Origin of the sequence: Thiomonas sp. X19, from assembly GCF_900089495.1 — a bacterium.
Taxonomy (GTDB): Bacteria; Pseudomonadota; Gammaproteobacteria; order Burkholderiales; family Burkholderiaceae_C; genus Thiomonas_A.
In genome coordinates this window covers 753,050-767,323 of sequence record NZ_LT605203.1, presented here as the reverse complement: position 1 = coordinate 767,323, position 14,274 = coordinate 753,050, and the positions used below count along the sequence as shown (strand labels likewise).

The following is a 14,274-nucleotide window of genomic DNA, read 5'->3' as shown; positions in this document are numbered from 1 at the left end:
CTAGGAGACTGTCGGACTTTGCGGTCTTCCGGATGAAGACGCTATCCGAGACAATTGCTGCTGCACAACCGAGAGCCCGAGCCGATGAGCCGCTTCGTCCCTGTTGACCGAGACACCGCATATCTGTTGCCACCGTCGGTGGACGAATGGCTGCCCACTGATCACTTGGCGCGCTTCGTGGTCGAAGTCATCGAGCAGCTTGATCTGGGCGATCTGGCCCGACAGTACGCAGGCCGGGGCTCGGCGGCGCACCATCCGGCGGTGCTGCTGGGCCTGCTGATCTACGGCTACGCCAACGGCGTGCACTCCAGCCGCAAGATCGAGCGGGCGACCTACGACTCGGTGGCGTTCCGCTTTGTTGCGGCCAATACCCACCCCGATCACGACACGCTGGCGACGTTCCGCCGCCGCTTCTTGAAGGAGGTGGAGGCACTGTTCGTGCAGGTGCTGGTTCTGGCGCGCGAGATGAAGCTGCTCAAGCTCGGACACATCGCGCTGGATGGCACCAAGATCGACGCCAACGCCAGCAAGCACAAGGCCTTGTCGTGGGCTCATGCCAACAAGATCGAGGCGCAGCTGCGCCAGGAAGTACAAACGCTGCTGGCGCTGGCAGAGAACAGCGACCGCGCGACGGTACCCGACGGCATGGATGTGCCGGCGGAGATCGCCCTGCGTGCAGATCGCTTGAGCGCAATCGCGCAGGCCAAGGCCAAGATCGAGCAGCGCGCCAGCGAACGCCATCAGGTCGAGCAGCAGGAGTACGAGGCCAAGACCGCCAAGCGCCAAGCCCAGCGCGAGGCGGGCAAGAAGCCGCGCGGCAAGGACCCTGAGCCGCCAGAGGCCGGCCCCCGGAGCAGCGATCAGGTCAACCTCACGGATGAAGAGTCGCGCATCATGCCCGTGTCGGGTGGGGGCTTCGAGCAAAGCTACAACGCACAAGCCGGCGTGGACATCGCGACGATGATGGTGATCACCCAGCATGTGAGCCAGGCATCCAACGACAAGCGCGAAGTTGTGCCTACGCTGCAGCAGATCCAAGCGTTACCCGCGGTGCTGGGCGAGGTGCACACGCTCATCACGGACAACGGCTTCTTCAGCCAAGCCAACGTGATCGCGTGCAACGACGCGGGTATCGAGCCGCTGCTGGCGCTCAAGCGGGAGTCGCATCACACGCCGGTGATGGGGCGCTTTGCACCCGATGTGCCCGAGCCCCAGACGACGGATCCGCTCGTGCAGATGGCACACCGCCTGGGCACGCAAGCAGGCCGAGCCCTGTACGGCCTGCGCAAGCAGACAGTGGAGCCGGTGTTCGGCATCATCAAGCAAGTGATGGGTTGGCGCCAGATGAGCATGCGCGGGCTGGCCAAGGCACAAGGCGAATGGAGCTTGGTGACCATGGCTTGGAACATCAAGCGCATGCACGTCCTGCGAGCCGCGTGAGGGCAATAGTGCGCCCCGACCACGCCAAAACCGAGTCCCCAGGCCGCCCCATGTGCCCTCACAGTGTCTCGCCAACCATCGAGAGCGTTCGATCAGCGCGCCGCTGTCAAAAAAAACGCGTCGCACTGATCAATCGGATTCGCTCGGGTTCAAGTCCGACAGCCTCCTAGGATGCAAGCTTTTGCATCCATGTCGACACATCCCTCTCGCAAACCCGCCGTCTTCGCCCTGCTGGCGCTCACCCTGATCTGGAGCAGCAACTGGATTGTGATGAAGCTGGCGATGCTTGACAGCGGCCCGTTCAACTTCTCCGCGTTGCGCTACGCCGGTGGCACCGCCGTGCTGTTCCTGCTGCTGCGCTTGCGGGGCGAGCGCCTGGCGCCGCCGCCGCTCGGCCCCACGCTGCTCATCGGCCTGACGCAGACCGCCGGGTTCACCGCGCTGGCGCAATGGGCGCTGGTGCATGGCGGCGCCGGCAAAACGGCGCTGCTGGCCTACACCATGCCGTTCTGGACCGTGCTCCTGGCCTGGGCCTGGCTGCACGAGCGCCTGCGCTCCTTGCAAGTGGCCAGCCTGGTGCTGGCGGCTGTCGGGCTGCTGCTCGTCCTGCAGCCATGGAACGCGCATGTGGACCTGACGAGCGCTTTGATGGCCATCGGTGGCGGCATGAACTGGGCGGTCTCCACGGTGGCGGCGAAGCGCCTGTTCGCGCGACAGGGCAAGGCGCTGTCGCCGCTGCGCCTGACGGCCTGGCAGATGCTGGTCGGCACCTTCTTTCTGGTGTTGCTGGCCGGGTTCGTCCCCGAGCGCGCCGTGACCTGGACGCCCGGTTTCATCGCCGCCCTGACCTTCAACGTGGTGCTGGCCTCGGGCCTGGCGTGGACGTTGTGGCTGCTGGTGGTGCAGCGCCTGCCGGCCGGCGTGGCCGGGCTGTCCAGCCTCGCCATTCCGGTGACGGGCGTGCTGCTGGCCTGGGCGCTGCTGGGGGAGAGGCCGAATGCCGACGAGGGCGCGGGCATCGTCATCGTCGCGCTGGCTTTGCTGCTCTTGCTGCGCGCTTCGGCCGCGGCTCCGGCAACGGCCGCGCCGCAGTCGAGCGCTGACGCCGCGCGACGGTCGTGAACGCCCTCAGGCCCGCATCAGGGTGGATTTGCCGAACAGGCTTTCGATCAAATCCACCGCCACCTCGGCGGTACGGTTGCGCACGTCGAACGCGGGGTTGAGTTCCATCACGTCGAGCGAGGCCAGGCGGCCGGTGTCGGCGATCATTTCCATGCACAACTGCGCCTCGCGGTAGCTCGGGCCGCCGCGCACCGTGGTGCCCACGCCGGGGGCGATGTCGGGGTCGAGAAAGTCGACGTCGAAGCTCACGTGCAGATGGGTGTCGGCGCCCAGCCCGGTGAGCGCCTGGTCCATGGTTTCGCGCATGCCGTGCTCGTCGATGAAGCGCATGTCGAACACCTCCAGGCCGACGCCGTGCACCAGGCGCTTCTCGCCGGCGTCCACGCTGCGGATGCCGATCTGGCGGATGCTGTCGGGCGCCATCGCCGGCACCCGGCCCGACAGCTCCAGCAGCTCGCGCGGCCCATGGCCGCAGAGGCAGGCCACCGGCATGCCGTGGATGTTGCCGCTGGGGGTGATGGCGCTGGTGTTGAAGTCGGCATGCGCGTCCAGCCACAGCACCCGCAAGCGGCGCCCCTGCTCGCGGCAATGCGCCGCCACCGCGCTGATGGAGCCGATGGCGAGGCAATGGTCGCCGCCCAGCAGCACCGGCAGATCGTCCGCAGTCAGCGCCGCGCGCATCGCGGCGTACACCGTGCGGTTCCACGCCACCGTCTCGGGCAGATGGCGCCAGCCGTCCACCGGCGGCAGCCAGGGGTTGGCGGGGCCGCTCAGGTTGCCATGGTCGTCCACCCGCAGGCCCAGCCCCTCCAGAGCTTCGCGCAGGCCCGCGACGCGCATGGCCTCGGGGCCCATGGACGCGCCGCGTGCGCCGGCGCCGATGTCGGTGGGCGCGCCGATCAGGCGAATGGCTCGGGCCATGGCGAGGCTCCCGGGCTCAGTGGCTGTCGCTCTCGGCGCCGGCGCCGTTGTCCAGGCCCAGCTCGCGCCGCAGGATGGCCCAGGCCTCGTCGGCGGTTTCGACGAAGTGGAACAACTCCACGTCCTTGGCCGCGATCATGCCGGTCTGCACCAGGTGGTCGAAGTTGATGAGCGACGTCCAGAAGGCACGGTCGAACAACAGGATGGGGCGCTTGCGCACCTTGCCGGTCTGCGTCAGCGTCAGCACCTCGAACAATTCGTCCAGCGTGCCGAAGCCGCCGGGGAAGCACGCCAGCGCCACCGAGCGCATGAGGAAGTGCATCTTGCGCAGCGCGAAGTAATGGAACTGGAAGCACAGCTCGGGCGTGATGTAGGGGTTGGGCTGCTCTTCGTGCGGCAGCACGATGTTCAGGCCGATGCTTTGGCCGCCCGCTTCGTCCGCACCGCGGTTGCCCGCTTCCATCACACCCGGGCCGCCACCGGTCACGACGACGATGGGCTGCTCCAGGCTGCATGAGGCCTGCGTCACGAGTGCGGCGAAACGCCGCGCTTCGTCGTAGTGGCGCGACATCTCCAGCGCCTGCCTGGCGCGCGCCACGGCCTGCGCATCGCCTCCGGCCTCGGCCTGTTGCAGGCGCTCGCGGGCAAGCTCGGGCGTCAGGATGCGGGCACTGCCGAAGATGACGATGGTGGCTTCGATGCCATGCTCGCGCTGCACCATCTCGGGCTTGAGCAGTTCAAGCTGCATGCGCACCGGGCGCAGGTCGTCCTGCAGCAAAAAAGCGGTGTCGGTGAAGGCCAGGCGGTAGCTGCTTTCAGGCCCGGCATAGCGCGATGGCGATTTGAATTTGGCGGCCTCTTCCCCGGCCGAAGGGAAGTTGCGCGCGGCCAGTTGCTTGCGTTTTTTGTTCATGGCGCGAGCTTACGCGATGCGCAAAGACCATCGTGCCCATTGGCGTGCGGCCTCGATATTTACATTTGCTTGCAAGCCACGCCCTGCGTTGCCCTTAGATTCGTGCCTGCCCGATCGCGTGGCCACAACAGCAGGAGACAAGCATGCAAACACGAACCGCGGCCATGCCCGGTGCGCCCAGCAACACCACCACGCAGATTGCGGTCGCCAGCTTCATCGGCACGGCCATCGAGTTCTACGACTTCTACGTCTACGCCATCGCCGCGGCGCTGGTCATCGGCCCGGTGTTTTTTCCGCGCGATTCGCCCACGGCGCAATCGCTCAACGCCTTCGCCACCTTCGGCATCGCCTTCCTGGCGCGGCCGGTCGGCGCCTTCCTCTTCGGCCATTTCGGCGACCGCTTCGGCCGCAAGTCCACGCTCGTGGCCACGCTGCTGACCATGGGCGTTTGCACCACGCTCATCGGCTTTCTCCCCGGCTACGCCAGCATCGGCGAAGCGGCGCCGTGGCTGCTGGCACTGCTGCGCATCGGCCAGGGCCTGGGTCTGGGCGGCGAATGGGGCGGCGCCGCCTTGCTCGCCACCGAAAACGCGCCCAGGCACAAGCGCGGCCTGTTCGGCATGTTCCCGCAGCTCGGTCCGTCCATCGGCTTTCTCTGCGCCAACGGCTTGTTCCTGCTGCTGGGCGTGCTGCTCGCGCACGATCAGTTCATGGCCTGGGGCTGGCGCATTCCGTTCCTGGTGAGCGCCGTACTGGTGCTCATCGGCCTGTATGCGCGGCTCAAGCTGAGCGAAACCCCGCTGTTCCGCCAGGCCGAAACACAGCGCGTCCGCGTGCCGCTGACCGAGCTGCTCGGGCGCCATCTCAAACCGCTGGTGCTCGGGTCGCTGTCCATCGTCGTGTGCTACGCCTTGTTCTACATCAGCGCGGTGTTCGTGCTGAGCTACGGCATCGGCACACTGCACATCCACAAGCCCGCGCTGCAAGGCTGGCTGATGCTGGCCATCGTCTGCATGGCGGTGGCGACTGTCCTGTCGGCCTGGCTGTCCGACAAGCTCGGGCGCCGCCCAGTGCTGCTGGCGTCTGCGGCCGCGGCCGTCGCCTGGGGCTTCGCGCTGGCGCCTTTGCTGGGCACGGCCACGGCCGGGAACGTTGGCATCTTCCTCTGCGGCGCGCTCTTCCTCATGGGCATGACCTACGCCCCGCTGGGAGCGATGCTGCCGGAGATTTTCCCCACCAGCGTGCGCTACACCGGCTCGGGCGCGGCCTACAACCTGGGCGGCATTCTGGGCGCGTCGCTGGCGCCTTACGCGGCGCAGGTGCTGGTGGCGCAAGGCGGCCTGAGCTGGGTGGGCGGCTACATCTCGGTGGCCGCGCTCGTCAGCCTGCTGGCGGTGCTGGGGCTGGGCGAAACCAGCAGCCGGAATATGGCCGAAGTTGCTTGAGAACTTGGTGCCCGGGCATCAAGCCCCGGGCGCCAGTCCCATGATCCACTGCGCCAGATCGTGCGCCTGGGCGCGGGTGAGCACTTGCTGGGCGCCGCCATACGCCGGCATGGGAATGACGCCCCAGGTGCCGGATTCGCCGTGGAGGATGGCGTTCTGCAAGGTCTCGAGCGCGTCGGGTTTGTTGGCGTAGCGCGCCGCGATGGCAGCGTAAGACGGCCCGACCTTCTTGTGCTGCAAGGCGTGGCAAGCCAGGCAGCCGGAGGACTTGGCCAGCGCCAGCATGGCGACCGCGTCGACCCTGCCCGTCGCGGCTGCCGGGGCCGCGGCCCATGCGGCAGCCGGCACCGCGAGCACGGCCGCCAGCAGCAACGCGGCGCATGGCCTGCCGCGCCGGCGCGTCAATGCGCCACCACCGGCATCTGATGCCCCATGGCCGCACCCTTGGACAAGGCGGTGAGATAGACCACCAGATCGATCATCTCGGGGCTGTTGTAGCCGGGCGGCTTGCCCATGATGCCGGCGCGCACGCAATGCACGATCTGCCGCTCCAGGGTGTAGACGGCATGCTTCTTGGCCTTGAACTTGGGATAGTTGGAGGCCGAACCGATGAGGCTGGGGATGTGGGCGCCGCTGGGCATGATGCCCTCGGGCACGCCGCCGCCGGTATGGCAGGCGGCGCAGCTCATGAGGTGGTTGCCGAAGGCGCCTTCGGGCACCCAGGTCTGCGTGGTGCCGAAGCTGTCCAGCGCGAAGATCTTCGCGCCGTCCTGCACCGCCTGCTCCATCGAGGTGGCGGCCTTCACGGTCATGGGGCCCGCCTTGGGCGGCACGGCGGCGAAGCTCGCCCCTGCAATCCCCGCGCAAGCCAGCAGCAAGGCAACGCGCAGGGCGGCCGGAGCACGGCTGAGGAATGGTGGCTTCATCGGCATATCTCCTGGAGTTGTGGGTTCGACGCTGCTGAGCCCGGGGCGCCTTGGCCGCGACCTCGGCAGCCGCGCCGGATCTGGATCTGCGGGCTATTCTCCGGCCATGCCCGGCCCCTGCCTAGGCGGGCGGGCGTGACAGATGTTGCAAGGTGAAACCTCCGGGGCCGTGCCGGCTCGCGCCAGTTCTGCGCCCGCGACCGGCAAGCCACCAGGCCGCGGCCTATACTTTCGCCCACGCGCCGATTTGCTCTGAGCTTGCGGGCGCTTAACAAATGCAGCTAAAACAGCGCGCTCCACCGGCCCGTTTTCGCTGCATCCCCCCTGCTGCCGAAACCGCCGGTTTTTTCATGGACACGCGCATGGCCCTCATCTCCGATCTTGGCGACCAGACGCCCAGCCGCATGGCGTTCGACGCGCCCTTGCCGCTGCAAAGCGGCGCCTGCCTGCCAGCCTACGAACTGGTGGTGGAAACCTATGGCCGGCTCAACGCCGACAAGAGCAACGCCGTGCTGGTGTGCCACGCCCTCAACGCCAGCCACCATGTCGCCGGCACCTATGACGGCGACGAAAAAACCCGTGGCTGGTGGGACAACATGGTGGGCCCGGGCAAGCCGGTGGACACCAAGCGCTACTTCGTCGTCGGCATCAACAACCCCGGCTCCTGCTTCGGCTCCACCGGCCCGGCCAGCATCGACCCCGCAACCGGCCAACCCTGGGGCAGCCGCTTCCCGGTGGTGACGGTGGAAGACTGGGTGGACGCGCAGGCGCGCGTGCTCGACCGCCTCGGCATCGAGCGCCTCGCCGCCGTGATGGGCGGCAGCCTCGGCGGCATGCAGGCGCTGTGCTGGGCCATCCGCCACCCGGCGCGGGTGGCGCATTGCGTCGCCATTGCCACCGCGCCGAACCTGTCGGCGCAGAACATCGCCTTCAACGAGGTGGCGCGGCGCGCCATCATCACCGACCCGGACTTCCACGGCGGCGACTTCTACGCCCATGGCGTGGTGCCGCGCCAGGGCCTGGCGATGGCGCGCATGGTGGGCCACATCACCTACCTGAGCGACGACGCCATGGCCAGCAAGTTCGGCCGCAACCTGCGCAACGGCGAACTCGGCTACGGCTTCGACGTGGACTTTCAGATCGAAAGCTATCTGCGCCACCAGGGCGAAAAATTCAGCGGCATTTTCGACGCCAACACCTATCTGCTGCTCACCCGCGCGCTCGATTATTTCGACCCCGCCGCGGCCCACGGCGGCGACCTCACCGCCGCGCTCGCCCCGGCCACCGCGCGCTTCCTGCTCGCCAGCTTCACCACCGACTGGCGCTTCGCTCCCGAGCGCTCGCGCGAGATCGTGCGCGCGCTCCTGGCCAACCGCCGCGAGGTGAGCTATGCCGAAATCGAGTCGCCCCACGGCCACGACGCCTTCCTGATGGACGAGCCGCATTACCACGACATGGTGCGCGCCTATTTCGACCGCATCGCCCACGACCTGAAGCTGGAGGACGCGCGATGAAATCCGCCACGACTCAACCGCCCGGGACGACGCACAACCCGCGCCACGACATCATCGCCGCGCGCGTGCCGCGAGGCAGCTGCGTGCTCGACCTCGGCTGCGGCGACGGCGCCCTGCTCGCCCATCTGCGCGACGCGCGCGGCTGCTCGGTGCAAGGCGTGGAGATCGACCCCGACAAGCTGGTGGCCTGCGCCCGCCGCGACGTGGACGTGCTGCAACTCGACCTCGAACAGGGCCTGGCCATGTTCGCCGACGCCAGCTTCGACGTCGTGCTGCTGATCGACTCGCTGCCGAATCTGCGGCATACCGAAGGCGCGCTGCGCGAAGCCGGCCGCGTCGGCCGCAGCGGCATTGCCAGCTTCGCCAACTTCGCCTACTGGCGCATCCGCCTGCGCGTCGCCGGCGGCCGCCTGCCCGTGACGGACGAACTGCCCTACCAGTGGTACGACACCCCCAATCTGCGCGTCGCCACCCACGCCGACTTCGCCGGCCTCGCCACCAAATGCGGCCTGCAAGTGCGCGAAGCCTTCGGCGTGCAAGCCGGCCGCGAAGTCCACACCTGGCCCAACCTGCTGGCCTCGGAGGCGATGTTCGTCTTCAGCACGGGTTGAGAGGCGGGGCCATGCTGCCCCAGGTGGGTCGGCCGCGCGCGAACTCGGCGACGAAGCTGGCGCGGGCCGTGATCCGGCGCGGCCACGGTGGGTGTGAGCGCCCCCAGGCCGCCGCATCGCAGCGGCCCCCCGAGGGGGACGAGAAAACTTGGGACGGCCCGGCGTTTCTCATGAGCCCCGCCCCCATACGCCGCGGCGAAGTCTGGACGGCCAACCTCAACCCCAACAAGGGCGGCGAGATCGGCAAGGTTCGGCCCGTGCTGGTGCTGCAAGACACGGCGCTGACCCAGGCCGGTCTGGCGACCATCATCGCCGCTCCTCTTTGACCACCCAATCCCGCCCCGCCCTTGCACCGCTGCGGGTCGCCTTGCCCGTGCGCGAACGCATGCTGCTGCCCAGTTTCGTCATGGTGGAACATGTCCGCGCCATCGACCGCGACCGCTTCGGCGACGGCCCCTTGCTGCGTCTGGACGCGCAGGAACTGGCGCTGGTGGAAACCAGTCTGCGCGCGGTGCTGGGGCTGTGGTAGAGGCAAGGGAAAAGCATCATGACTCTTGACCTGAATCCGTGACTTCCGATAATCCATCGACTTGAAAGCTGATTGTGACGGCCCGATTTTCCCGATTTCCCGCAGGTTCACGGTTCGAGCGCCGTGTCGAAGGGGGCTGTGGGGCTGTGCGCGAACGATCGGCCCCCTTGATCGGTCATTTCGGGTGGGTTGCGCGCAGCCGTTCCCCCGCTGAGCCCTTGTGGCCAGCGTCTTGGGGTGCTGGGAAAGCTTGGACTGCGTCTTCAGCCGCTGGCGGCGAACTGCGCATGCAGATCGCAAAAGGCACGGGCTGCCTTGTCGTTGGCGCCCAGTCCCAACCACAGCCGCCCGCCATGGTTGATCACGCGTGCTGCGCGGATGACAAGTTCCTGGATCACAGTCTTCAGACGCCGTCGCCTGGCCGCATGGCGCACCGGTGCATGCGGCCCCAGCAGCCCTTGCTGCCCCATGAGGCGCAGCACGTTCATCGTCAGGGCCGCAAGCTGGCAGACAAGATCGTTCGTGTCGAACTTCCCCGAGGGCAGTCGCTCCAGATCCATGTCGGTTTTGAATTCCGCATGGAACTGCTCGTGCGTAGCGTGCCCGGCGTACAGGTCGATGATCGCCTCGGCGCTGATGGCCTTGGGCAAGCTTGTCGTCCAGCCCTCCAAGATGATCTCGGGGACCAAAAACTGCTGGCCACGGGCATCGACGGTGCGCTCCGTGATGCGCACAATGCGGCGCAGGCGATGGGCGATGCCTTCGACCTGCACGGCCACCTCCCAAACCGCCACGCGCTTGCCTGCGCGCGGATGCTGCCACAACAAACCCCCTTCCAGTTCCTGCCGTCGCAAGACCTCCAGAGGATCGGTCTTGCGGGGATTCCACTTGATCAGAACATCGACCCGGGGCAGTCCTGGCCTGTTGCAGCGCTGCATGTCGGCCATCAAGGCGGCCGAGCAAAACCCCGCATCCATGCGCACGAGAATCGGCGCCTTGGGGCCTGCGGTCGACAGGCGCTGCGCCATGGGCACGGCCGTCTCGAGGTTGTAGGTCGTCTCCGAAGCCGAGTGCTGCGCGCCCGGACGTAGGGCGAACTCCAGGCAAAACCCATGCGTGCCCAGGTAGGCCGCCAGCGGGCAGTAGCCATCGACCCCCGCGTAGGTGCGGCTCACCCCATCCTTGGCTGTGCCCGAGTTGTCCATCGCGAAGGTGTCGATGTCCAGCGGCACATGACCGCAAGGCAAAAGACCATAGTCCGGTTGGCTCTTGCGCAGCAGCGCTTCAATCGCCTGGGAGGTGAAGTCAAACCACAGGGCGGCCTGCGCATCCAGGCGCTGGCGCAGGGTGGGCGAGGACGGCACACCCACCAGACCCAGCGCCTCCTGGAAGAAACGATCGCCTCGAAAGCCTTCGATGGCATCGAAGTCGCTCTTGCTCTGCGCGAGCAAGCCAACATAGCTGCGCATCAGTGTGCTGGGCGGCAGTCCGCCGCGGCAAGGCCACTGGGCATCCAGGCGTTTGAACAGAGGATCGAGGCGCTTGAGGTGATGACCGACAAGGGCCAGACCGGCCACCGGCGTCAGGTCATAGTCGAGTTGCTTGACGCGAAATCCAAACCCCATGCCATACCCCGGAACGTTCACCCGCTGGGTGAGAAGACAAAGGGGTCATTTTATCGAATAAACCATTATGCATCAACAACTTATGAAAATTCCGCATGCCCGAGCTCACGGATTCAGGTCTTGAACCAGCTTGGATGTTAATTTTGCTGTTTTAACAAAATTATCAGTATCATTTTTCTTGAGAACCATCCATACCGCCAACCCAATCAGACCACCACTGAACAAATAACTCCAAGACAAGGGTTCATTCAAAAACAGAAAACCCCATAGAACACCAAAAGGCGGGATGAGAAACGTGACGGTCAGCGACTTAATCGGTCCAATGTCCGCAATCAGTCTGAAATAGAGAATATAGGCGAGGGCAGTACAAATCAGCCCCAAGGCGCCAATGGCTGCCCACAGTTCGCTCCCGCCCCAACTGGCCGGAGGATTTGTTGTCGCGGAGTAGGCAAAGAATGGGAATAGACATAATGTCGCTCCGATTTGACTCCCGAAGGCCACGAGTTTGCTGTCCAAGCCGCCGCGCTCGCTGATCCAGCGCTTGGTCAAAAAACCGGCAGCGCCATAACAGGCCGTTGCAATGAGGCAGGCCCCAGCGCCAAGCAAGACATGATGCGTCGCTGTCACAGGTCCCGTATCGACGAGCAGAGCAACGCCTGCGAATCCCAGTAAGACTCCGGCAACTCGGCTGCGAGTCAATTTCTCCGAGAAGAGCAGAGCGCCCAGAATGACACCCATCAATGGTGTCGTTGCATTCAAGATCGCGGAATAACCTGCAGGCAAAATTCGAGCTGCGATGCTGTACATGAGAAAGGGGATGCCAGAATTGATCACCCCCAGAATCAAGGTCGATCGAAATTTACCTTTGAAATTCCATCGTAGATGCAGTGCCATAAGAATAAGGGCCAGTCCGATTGCACCGAGCAGGACCCTAAAAAATGCTGTCGGCAACGCGCCCAGTGTGGGGGCGATCATTCGCATAAACAAAAAGCTTGCCCCCCAAATGGCGGACAGCAAAAGCAATCGCATGAAATCAGAAGTTCTCATCATCAGCTCCTAAACAAACATGCAGAAAATGCATCAACCATCATGCATGGTCTGCGCTAACAATTGGCGGCGAAATTTCATTGCAAAGTCAAATCGCTTGACTTATATTAAAGCCACTGGAAGCTGTATTCACAAACTATTATTTCTTTGCGACATCAGTTTTTCTAAATCGATGATGAAATCTCTCCCATTGCACGCCCTACGTTGCTTCGAGTGCACTGGCCGCCGGTTGAGCATGAAAGAGGCGGCACGGGAGCTGCATATCACCCCGGCCGCGGTCAGTCAGCAAATCTCCAAGTTGGAGAGTCGACTGGGTGTTCAGCTCTTCGTCCGAAGCGTGCGGCGCATCACACTCACGGACGAAGGCCAGCGCTATCTCCAGTCCATCCGCTCGGCGTTTCGTCTGATTGACGACGCAACCCAAGCCTTGACTGGAAAGATGGGGCCGTTGACGATCACCGTGAGTTGCACGGTCGGCTTTGCCATGCAATGGCTGCTGCCGCGCTTGGCAAGATGGGAAGCATTGGTCCCTGACGTCGAGGTGAGGATCAGCACTGGCAACAGGCTCGTGCACCTTGGCACGGACGATATTGACTTTGCCGTGCGGCATGGCCTGGGGCGCTATGAAGGATTGACTGCGGAATGCCTGATCGACGATCAACTCCAGCCGGTCTGCAGTCCCGAACTCCAGGGGAGCATGCAAGGCGCCATCACCATCCAAGATTTGCGCCACTTCACCTTGTTGCACGATGAGCACCGGCTGGATTGGGCGTTGTGGCTTCAGGCTGTTGGCGCCCAAGATGTGGATGGGAATCGAGGGCCTGTCTTCGTGAACTCGAATGGTGTCATTGAGGCGGCCATCGCTGGGCACGGCGTCGCCTTGGTCCGTCAGTCGCTGGTGAAGGAAGAACTGACGAATCGGCGACTGGTGATGCCGTTCGGGACGAAGATCAAGTCAGGTATTGCCTACTACTTGGTGTATGAGCCGACAACGCCCGCTCAAGTGCATCACCAGCGATTTCGTGATTGGATTCATAAGGAGGCGGCGGATGGGATGGGCCTGCAGAGCCATCAATAAGCATGCAGGCTTTTCGCTCTCCATGCTCGAGAACAGATTGCATGATGGCCATTGCTCCAGAATCAACCCCGCATCGCCCTCACTTCACCCCCGCATCAGCCGCATGAACTCATCGCGCGTGCGGTGGTCTTCGCGGAAGCTGCCCAGCAGCGTGCTGGTCACCATGCTCACACCGCGCTTGTGCACGCCGCGGGTGGTCATGCATTCGTGACTGGCCTCGATCACCACGCCCACGCCGATGGGTTGCAGAGTGTCGTGGATGCACTGGGCGATTTGCGCCGTCATCTTCTCCTGCACCTGCAGGCGCTTGGCATACGCGTCCACCACCCGCGCCAGCTTGCTGATGCCGACGACGCGGCTGCGCGGCAGGTAGCCCACGTGGACGCGGCCGATGATGGGCGCCATGTGGTGCTCGCAGTGGCTCTCGAACTCGATGTTGCGCAGCACGATGATCTCGTCGTAGCCAGCCACCTCCTCGAAGGTGCGGGCGAGATACGCCGTGGGGTCCTGCGCATAGCCGGCGAACCATTCCTGGTAGGCCTTGGCCACACGGCGCGGGGTGTCGCGCAGGCCTTCGCGCGCCGGGTCGTCGCCGGCCCAGCGCAGCAGGGTGCGGATGGCGGCTTCGGCCTCGGTCTGGGTCACGGGGATGGGGTCGGTCGTGGGTTTCATGCGGGGTTTGAAGGCTTTGGGGCTGGGCGGCAAACCTGTGCATGCCATGCAAGGCAGGTCGCCGCATTCCTGGCTTAGGGTTTATTCAGTTTAGGGGGCTTTCCCAGGCACTTCAGGCGCCGGCGGTTTCGACCTTGCCACCTCTGGGTGTTGCTCGCGCGCCGTGCTGACGACGCTGCGGCACCCCATTGACGAGACTGCGTGTCGACAAAGCGTTGATGCCGCGACCCCTTCTTTTGACACGCGGTTTACGCGAGCCTGCCTACGCTTTCGACATGCCGACACACAAGGACACGCGGGCGCACCTCTGCATGTCCTTGCCCCCATCACGGGGACCGCTTGCGGGCTGCTGGAGGCGCTCACACGACGAACCCCATGGACGGACTCTGGATAGCCATGACCCTTGCGCTCTACGCCGCCGTGCTCGGCCT

15 protein-coding genes are annotated in these 14,274 nt (G+C 65.1%); 8 read left to right on the top strand and 7 right to left on the bottom strand.

What is annotated here, in order from left to right:
- Positions 1 to 84 precede the first annotated feature (84 nt).
- Positions 85 to 1,440, top strand: coding sequence for an IS1182-like element ISThsp16 family transposase (locus tag THIX_RS03585; RefSeq protein WP_112484377.1), 1,356 nt, complete (start codon positions 85 to 87; stop codon positions 1,438 to 1,440).
- Between the two features lie 189 nt (positions 1,441 to 1,629).
- The gene (locus THIX_RS03580; RefSeq protein ID WP_112488129.1) at positions 1,630 to 2,562 is read left to right on the top strand and encodes a DMT family transporter; all 933 of its coding nucleotides are present in this window, start codon (positions 1,630 to 1,632) and stop codon (positions 2,560 to 2,562) included.
- Between the two features lie 6 nt (positions 2,563 to 2,568).
- Here THIX_RS03580 and rocF read toward each other — a convergent pair whose 3' ends face one another.
- A complete protein-coding gene (gene rocF / locus THIX_RS03575) occupies positions 2,569 to 3,483 on the bottom strand; it encodes an arginase (RefSeq protein WP_112484977.1) in 915 nt (304 codons plus the stop codon).
- A gap of 16 nt (positions 3,484 to 3,499) precedes the next feature.
- Positions 3,500 to 4,396, bottom strand: a complete 897-nt coding sequence (locus THIX_RS03570) for a TIGR00730 family Rossman fold protein (protein ID WP_112484975.1) — start codon at positions 4,394 to 4,396, stop codon at positions 3,500 to 3,502.
- Between the two features lie 143 nt (positions 4,397 to 4,539).
- On the opposite strand from THIX_RS03570, the gene THIX_RS03565 reads away from it, so the two are divergent.
- Positions 4,540 to 5,841 carry an MFS transporter gene (locus THIX_RS03565; protein WP_199195229.1) on the top strand — a complete coding sequence of 434 codons (1,302 nt, stop codon included), beginning with the start codon at positions 4,540 to 4,542 and terminating at the stop codon, positions 5,839 to 5,841.
- A gap of 18 nt (positions 5,842 to 5,859) precedes the next feature.
- On the opposite strand, the gene THIX_RS03560 is transcribed toward THIX_RS03565, so the two are convergent.
- Together THIX_RS03560 and THIX_RS03555 are read right to left on the bottom strand one after the other, a co-directional pair.
- The gene (locus THIX_RS03560) at positions 5,860 to 6,246 is read right to left on the bottom strand and encodes a c-type cytochrome (RefSeq protein ID WP_233224380.1); all 387 of its coding nucleotides are present in this window, start codon (positions 6,244 to 6,246) and stop codon (positions 5,860 to 5,862) included.
- Positions 6,243 to 6,767 (bottom strand): cytochrome c-like protein, encoded by a 525-nt coding sequence (locus tag THIX_RS03555; RefSeq protein WP_233224379.1) that lies wholly within the window; start codon positions 6,765 to 6,767, stop codon positions 6,243 to 6,245. Before THIX_RS03555 ends, THIX_RS03560 begins: the two co-directional genes overlap by 4 nt.
- A gap of 362 nt (positions 6,768 to 7,129) precedes the next feature.
- Here THIX_RS03555 and THIX_RS03550 point away from each other — a divergent pair, with 362 nt between their 5' ends.
- From THIX_RS03550 to THIX_RS23720, 4 genes are all read left to right on the top strand, one after another.
- Positions 7,130 to 8,281, top strand: coding sequence for a homoserine O-acetyltransferase (locus THIX_RS03550; RefSeq protein WP_112488127.1), 1,152 nt, complete (start codon positions 7,130 to 7,132; stop codon positions 8,279 to 8,281).
- Positions 8,278 to 8,892, top strand: a complete 615-nt coding sequence (gene metW, locus THIX_RS03545) for a methionine biosynthesis protein MetW (RefSeq protein ID WP_112484972.1) — start codon at positions 8,278 to 8,280, stop codon at positions 8,890 to 8,892. Before THIX_RS03550 ends, metW begins: the two co-directional genes overlap by 4 nt.
- Positions 8,893 to 9,062: 170 nt before the next feature.
- Complete coding sequence (locus THIX_RS23725; protein WP_199195227.1) at positions 9,063 to 9,218, top strand: type II toxin-antitoxin system PemK/MazF family toxin; 156 nt, start codon at positions 9,063 to 9,065, stop codon at positions 9,216 to 9,218.
- Positions 9,215 to 9,421: a type II toxin-antitoxin system PemK/MazF family toxin gene (locus THIX_RS23720; RefSeq protein WP_199195226.1), complete on the top strand. Its 207-nt coding sequence runs from the start codon at positions 9,215 to 9,217 to the stop codon at positions 9,419 to 9,421. Before THIX_RS23725 ends, THIX_RS23720 begins: the two co-directional genes overlap by 4 nt.
- A gap of 263 nt (positions 9,422 to 9,684) precedes the next feature.
- Here the strand turns inward: THIX_RS23720 and THIX_RS03535 are convergent, their stop codons facing one another.
- Both THIX_RS03535 and THIX_RS03530 read right to left on the bottom strand, forming a co-directional pair.
- Entirely contained in the window at positions 9,685 to 11,046 is a 1,362-nt protein-coding gene (locus tag THIX_RS03535) for an IS1380-like element ISCARN34 family transposase (protein ID WP_086558171.1), read from the bottom strand.
- A 105-nt stretch (positions 11,047 to 11,151) separates the two neighbouring features.
- Complete coding sequence (locus THIX_RS03530; protein WP_112488126.1) at positions 11,152 to 12,093, bottom strand: DMT family transporter; 942 nt, start codon at positions 12,091 to 12,093, stop codon at positions 11,152 to 11,154.
- 19 nt (positions 12,094 to 12,112) lie between these two features.
- On the opposite strand from THIX_RS03530, the gene gcvA reads away from it, so the two are divergent.
- The gene (gcvA, locus tag THIX_RS03525) at positions 12,113 to 13,171 is read left to right on the top strand and encodes a transcriptional regulator GcvA (RefSeq protein ID WP_199195225.1); all 1,059 of its coding nucleotides are present in this window, start codon (positions 12,113 to 12,115) and stop codon (positions 13,169 to 13,171) included.
- Positions 13,172 to 13,255: 84 nt separating this feature from the next.
- On the opposite strand, the gene folE is transcribed toward gcvA, so the two are convergent.
- Positions 13,256 to 13,843: a GTP cyclohydrolase I FolE gene (gene folE, locus THIX_RS03520; RefSeq protein ID WP_112484970.1), complete on the bottom strand. Its 588-nt coding sequence runs from the start codon at positions 13,841 to 13,843 to the stop codon at positions 13,256 to 13,258.
- Between the last annotated feature and the right edge of the window lie 431 nt (positions 13,844 to 14,274).

Coding starts and splice junctions, on each gene's coding strand:
- THIX_RS03535 (WP_086558171.1), bottom strand. CDS start 11,046: ATGGGGTTTGGATTTCGCGTCAAGCAACTCGACTATGACCTGACGCCG.
- THIX_RS03585 (WP_112484377.1), top strand. CDS start 85: ATGAGCCGCTTCGTCCCTGTTGACCGAGACACCGCATATCTGTTGCCA.
- folE (WP_112484970.1), bottom strand. CDS start 13,843: ATGAAACCCACGACCGACCCCATCCCCGTGACCCAGACCGAGGCCGAA.
- THIX_RS03555 (WP_233224379.1), bottom strand. CDS start 6,767: ATGAAGCCACCATTCCTCAGCCGTGCTCCGGCCGCCCTGCGCGTTGCC.
- THIX_RS03530 (WP_112488126.1), bottom strand. CDS start 12,093: ATGAGAACTTCTGATTTCATGCGATTGCTTTTGCTGTCCGCCATTTGG.
- rocF (WP_112484977.1), bottom strand. CDS start 3,483: ATGGCCCGAGCCATTCGCCTGATCGGCGCGCCCACCGACATCGGCGCC.
- metW (WP_112484972.1), top strand. CDS start 8,278: ATGAAATCCGCCACGACTCAACCGCCCGGGACGACGCACAACCCGCGC.
- THIX_RS03580 (WP_112488129.1), top strand. CDS start 1,630: ATGTCGACACATCCCTCTCGCAAACCCGCCGTCTTCGCCCTGCTGGCG.
- THIX_RS03570 (WP_112484975.1), bottom strand. CDS start 4,396: ATGAACAAAAAACGCAAGCAACTGGCCGCGCGCAACTTCCCTTCGGCC.
- THIX_RS23725 (WP_199195227.1), top strand. CDS start 9,063: ATGAGCCCCGCCCCCATACGCCGCGGCGAAGTCTGGACGGCCAACCTC.
- THIX_RS03565 (WP_199195229.1), top strand. CDS start 4,540: ATGCAAACACGAACCGCGGCCATGCCCGGTGCGCCCAGCAACACCACC.
- THIX_RS03550 (WP_112488127.1), top strand. CDS start 7,130: ATGGCCCTCATCTCCGATCTTGGCGACCAGACGCCCAGCCGCATGGCG.
- gcvA (WP_199195225.1), top strand. CDS start 12,113: ATGCAGAAAATGCATCAACCATCATGCATGGTCTGCGCTAACAATTGG.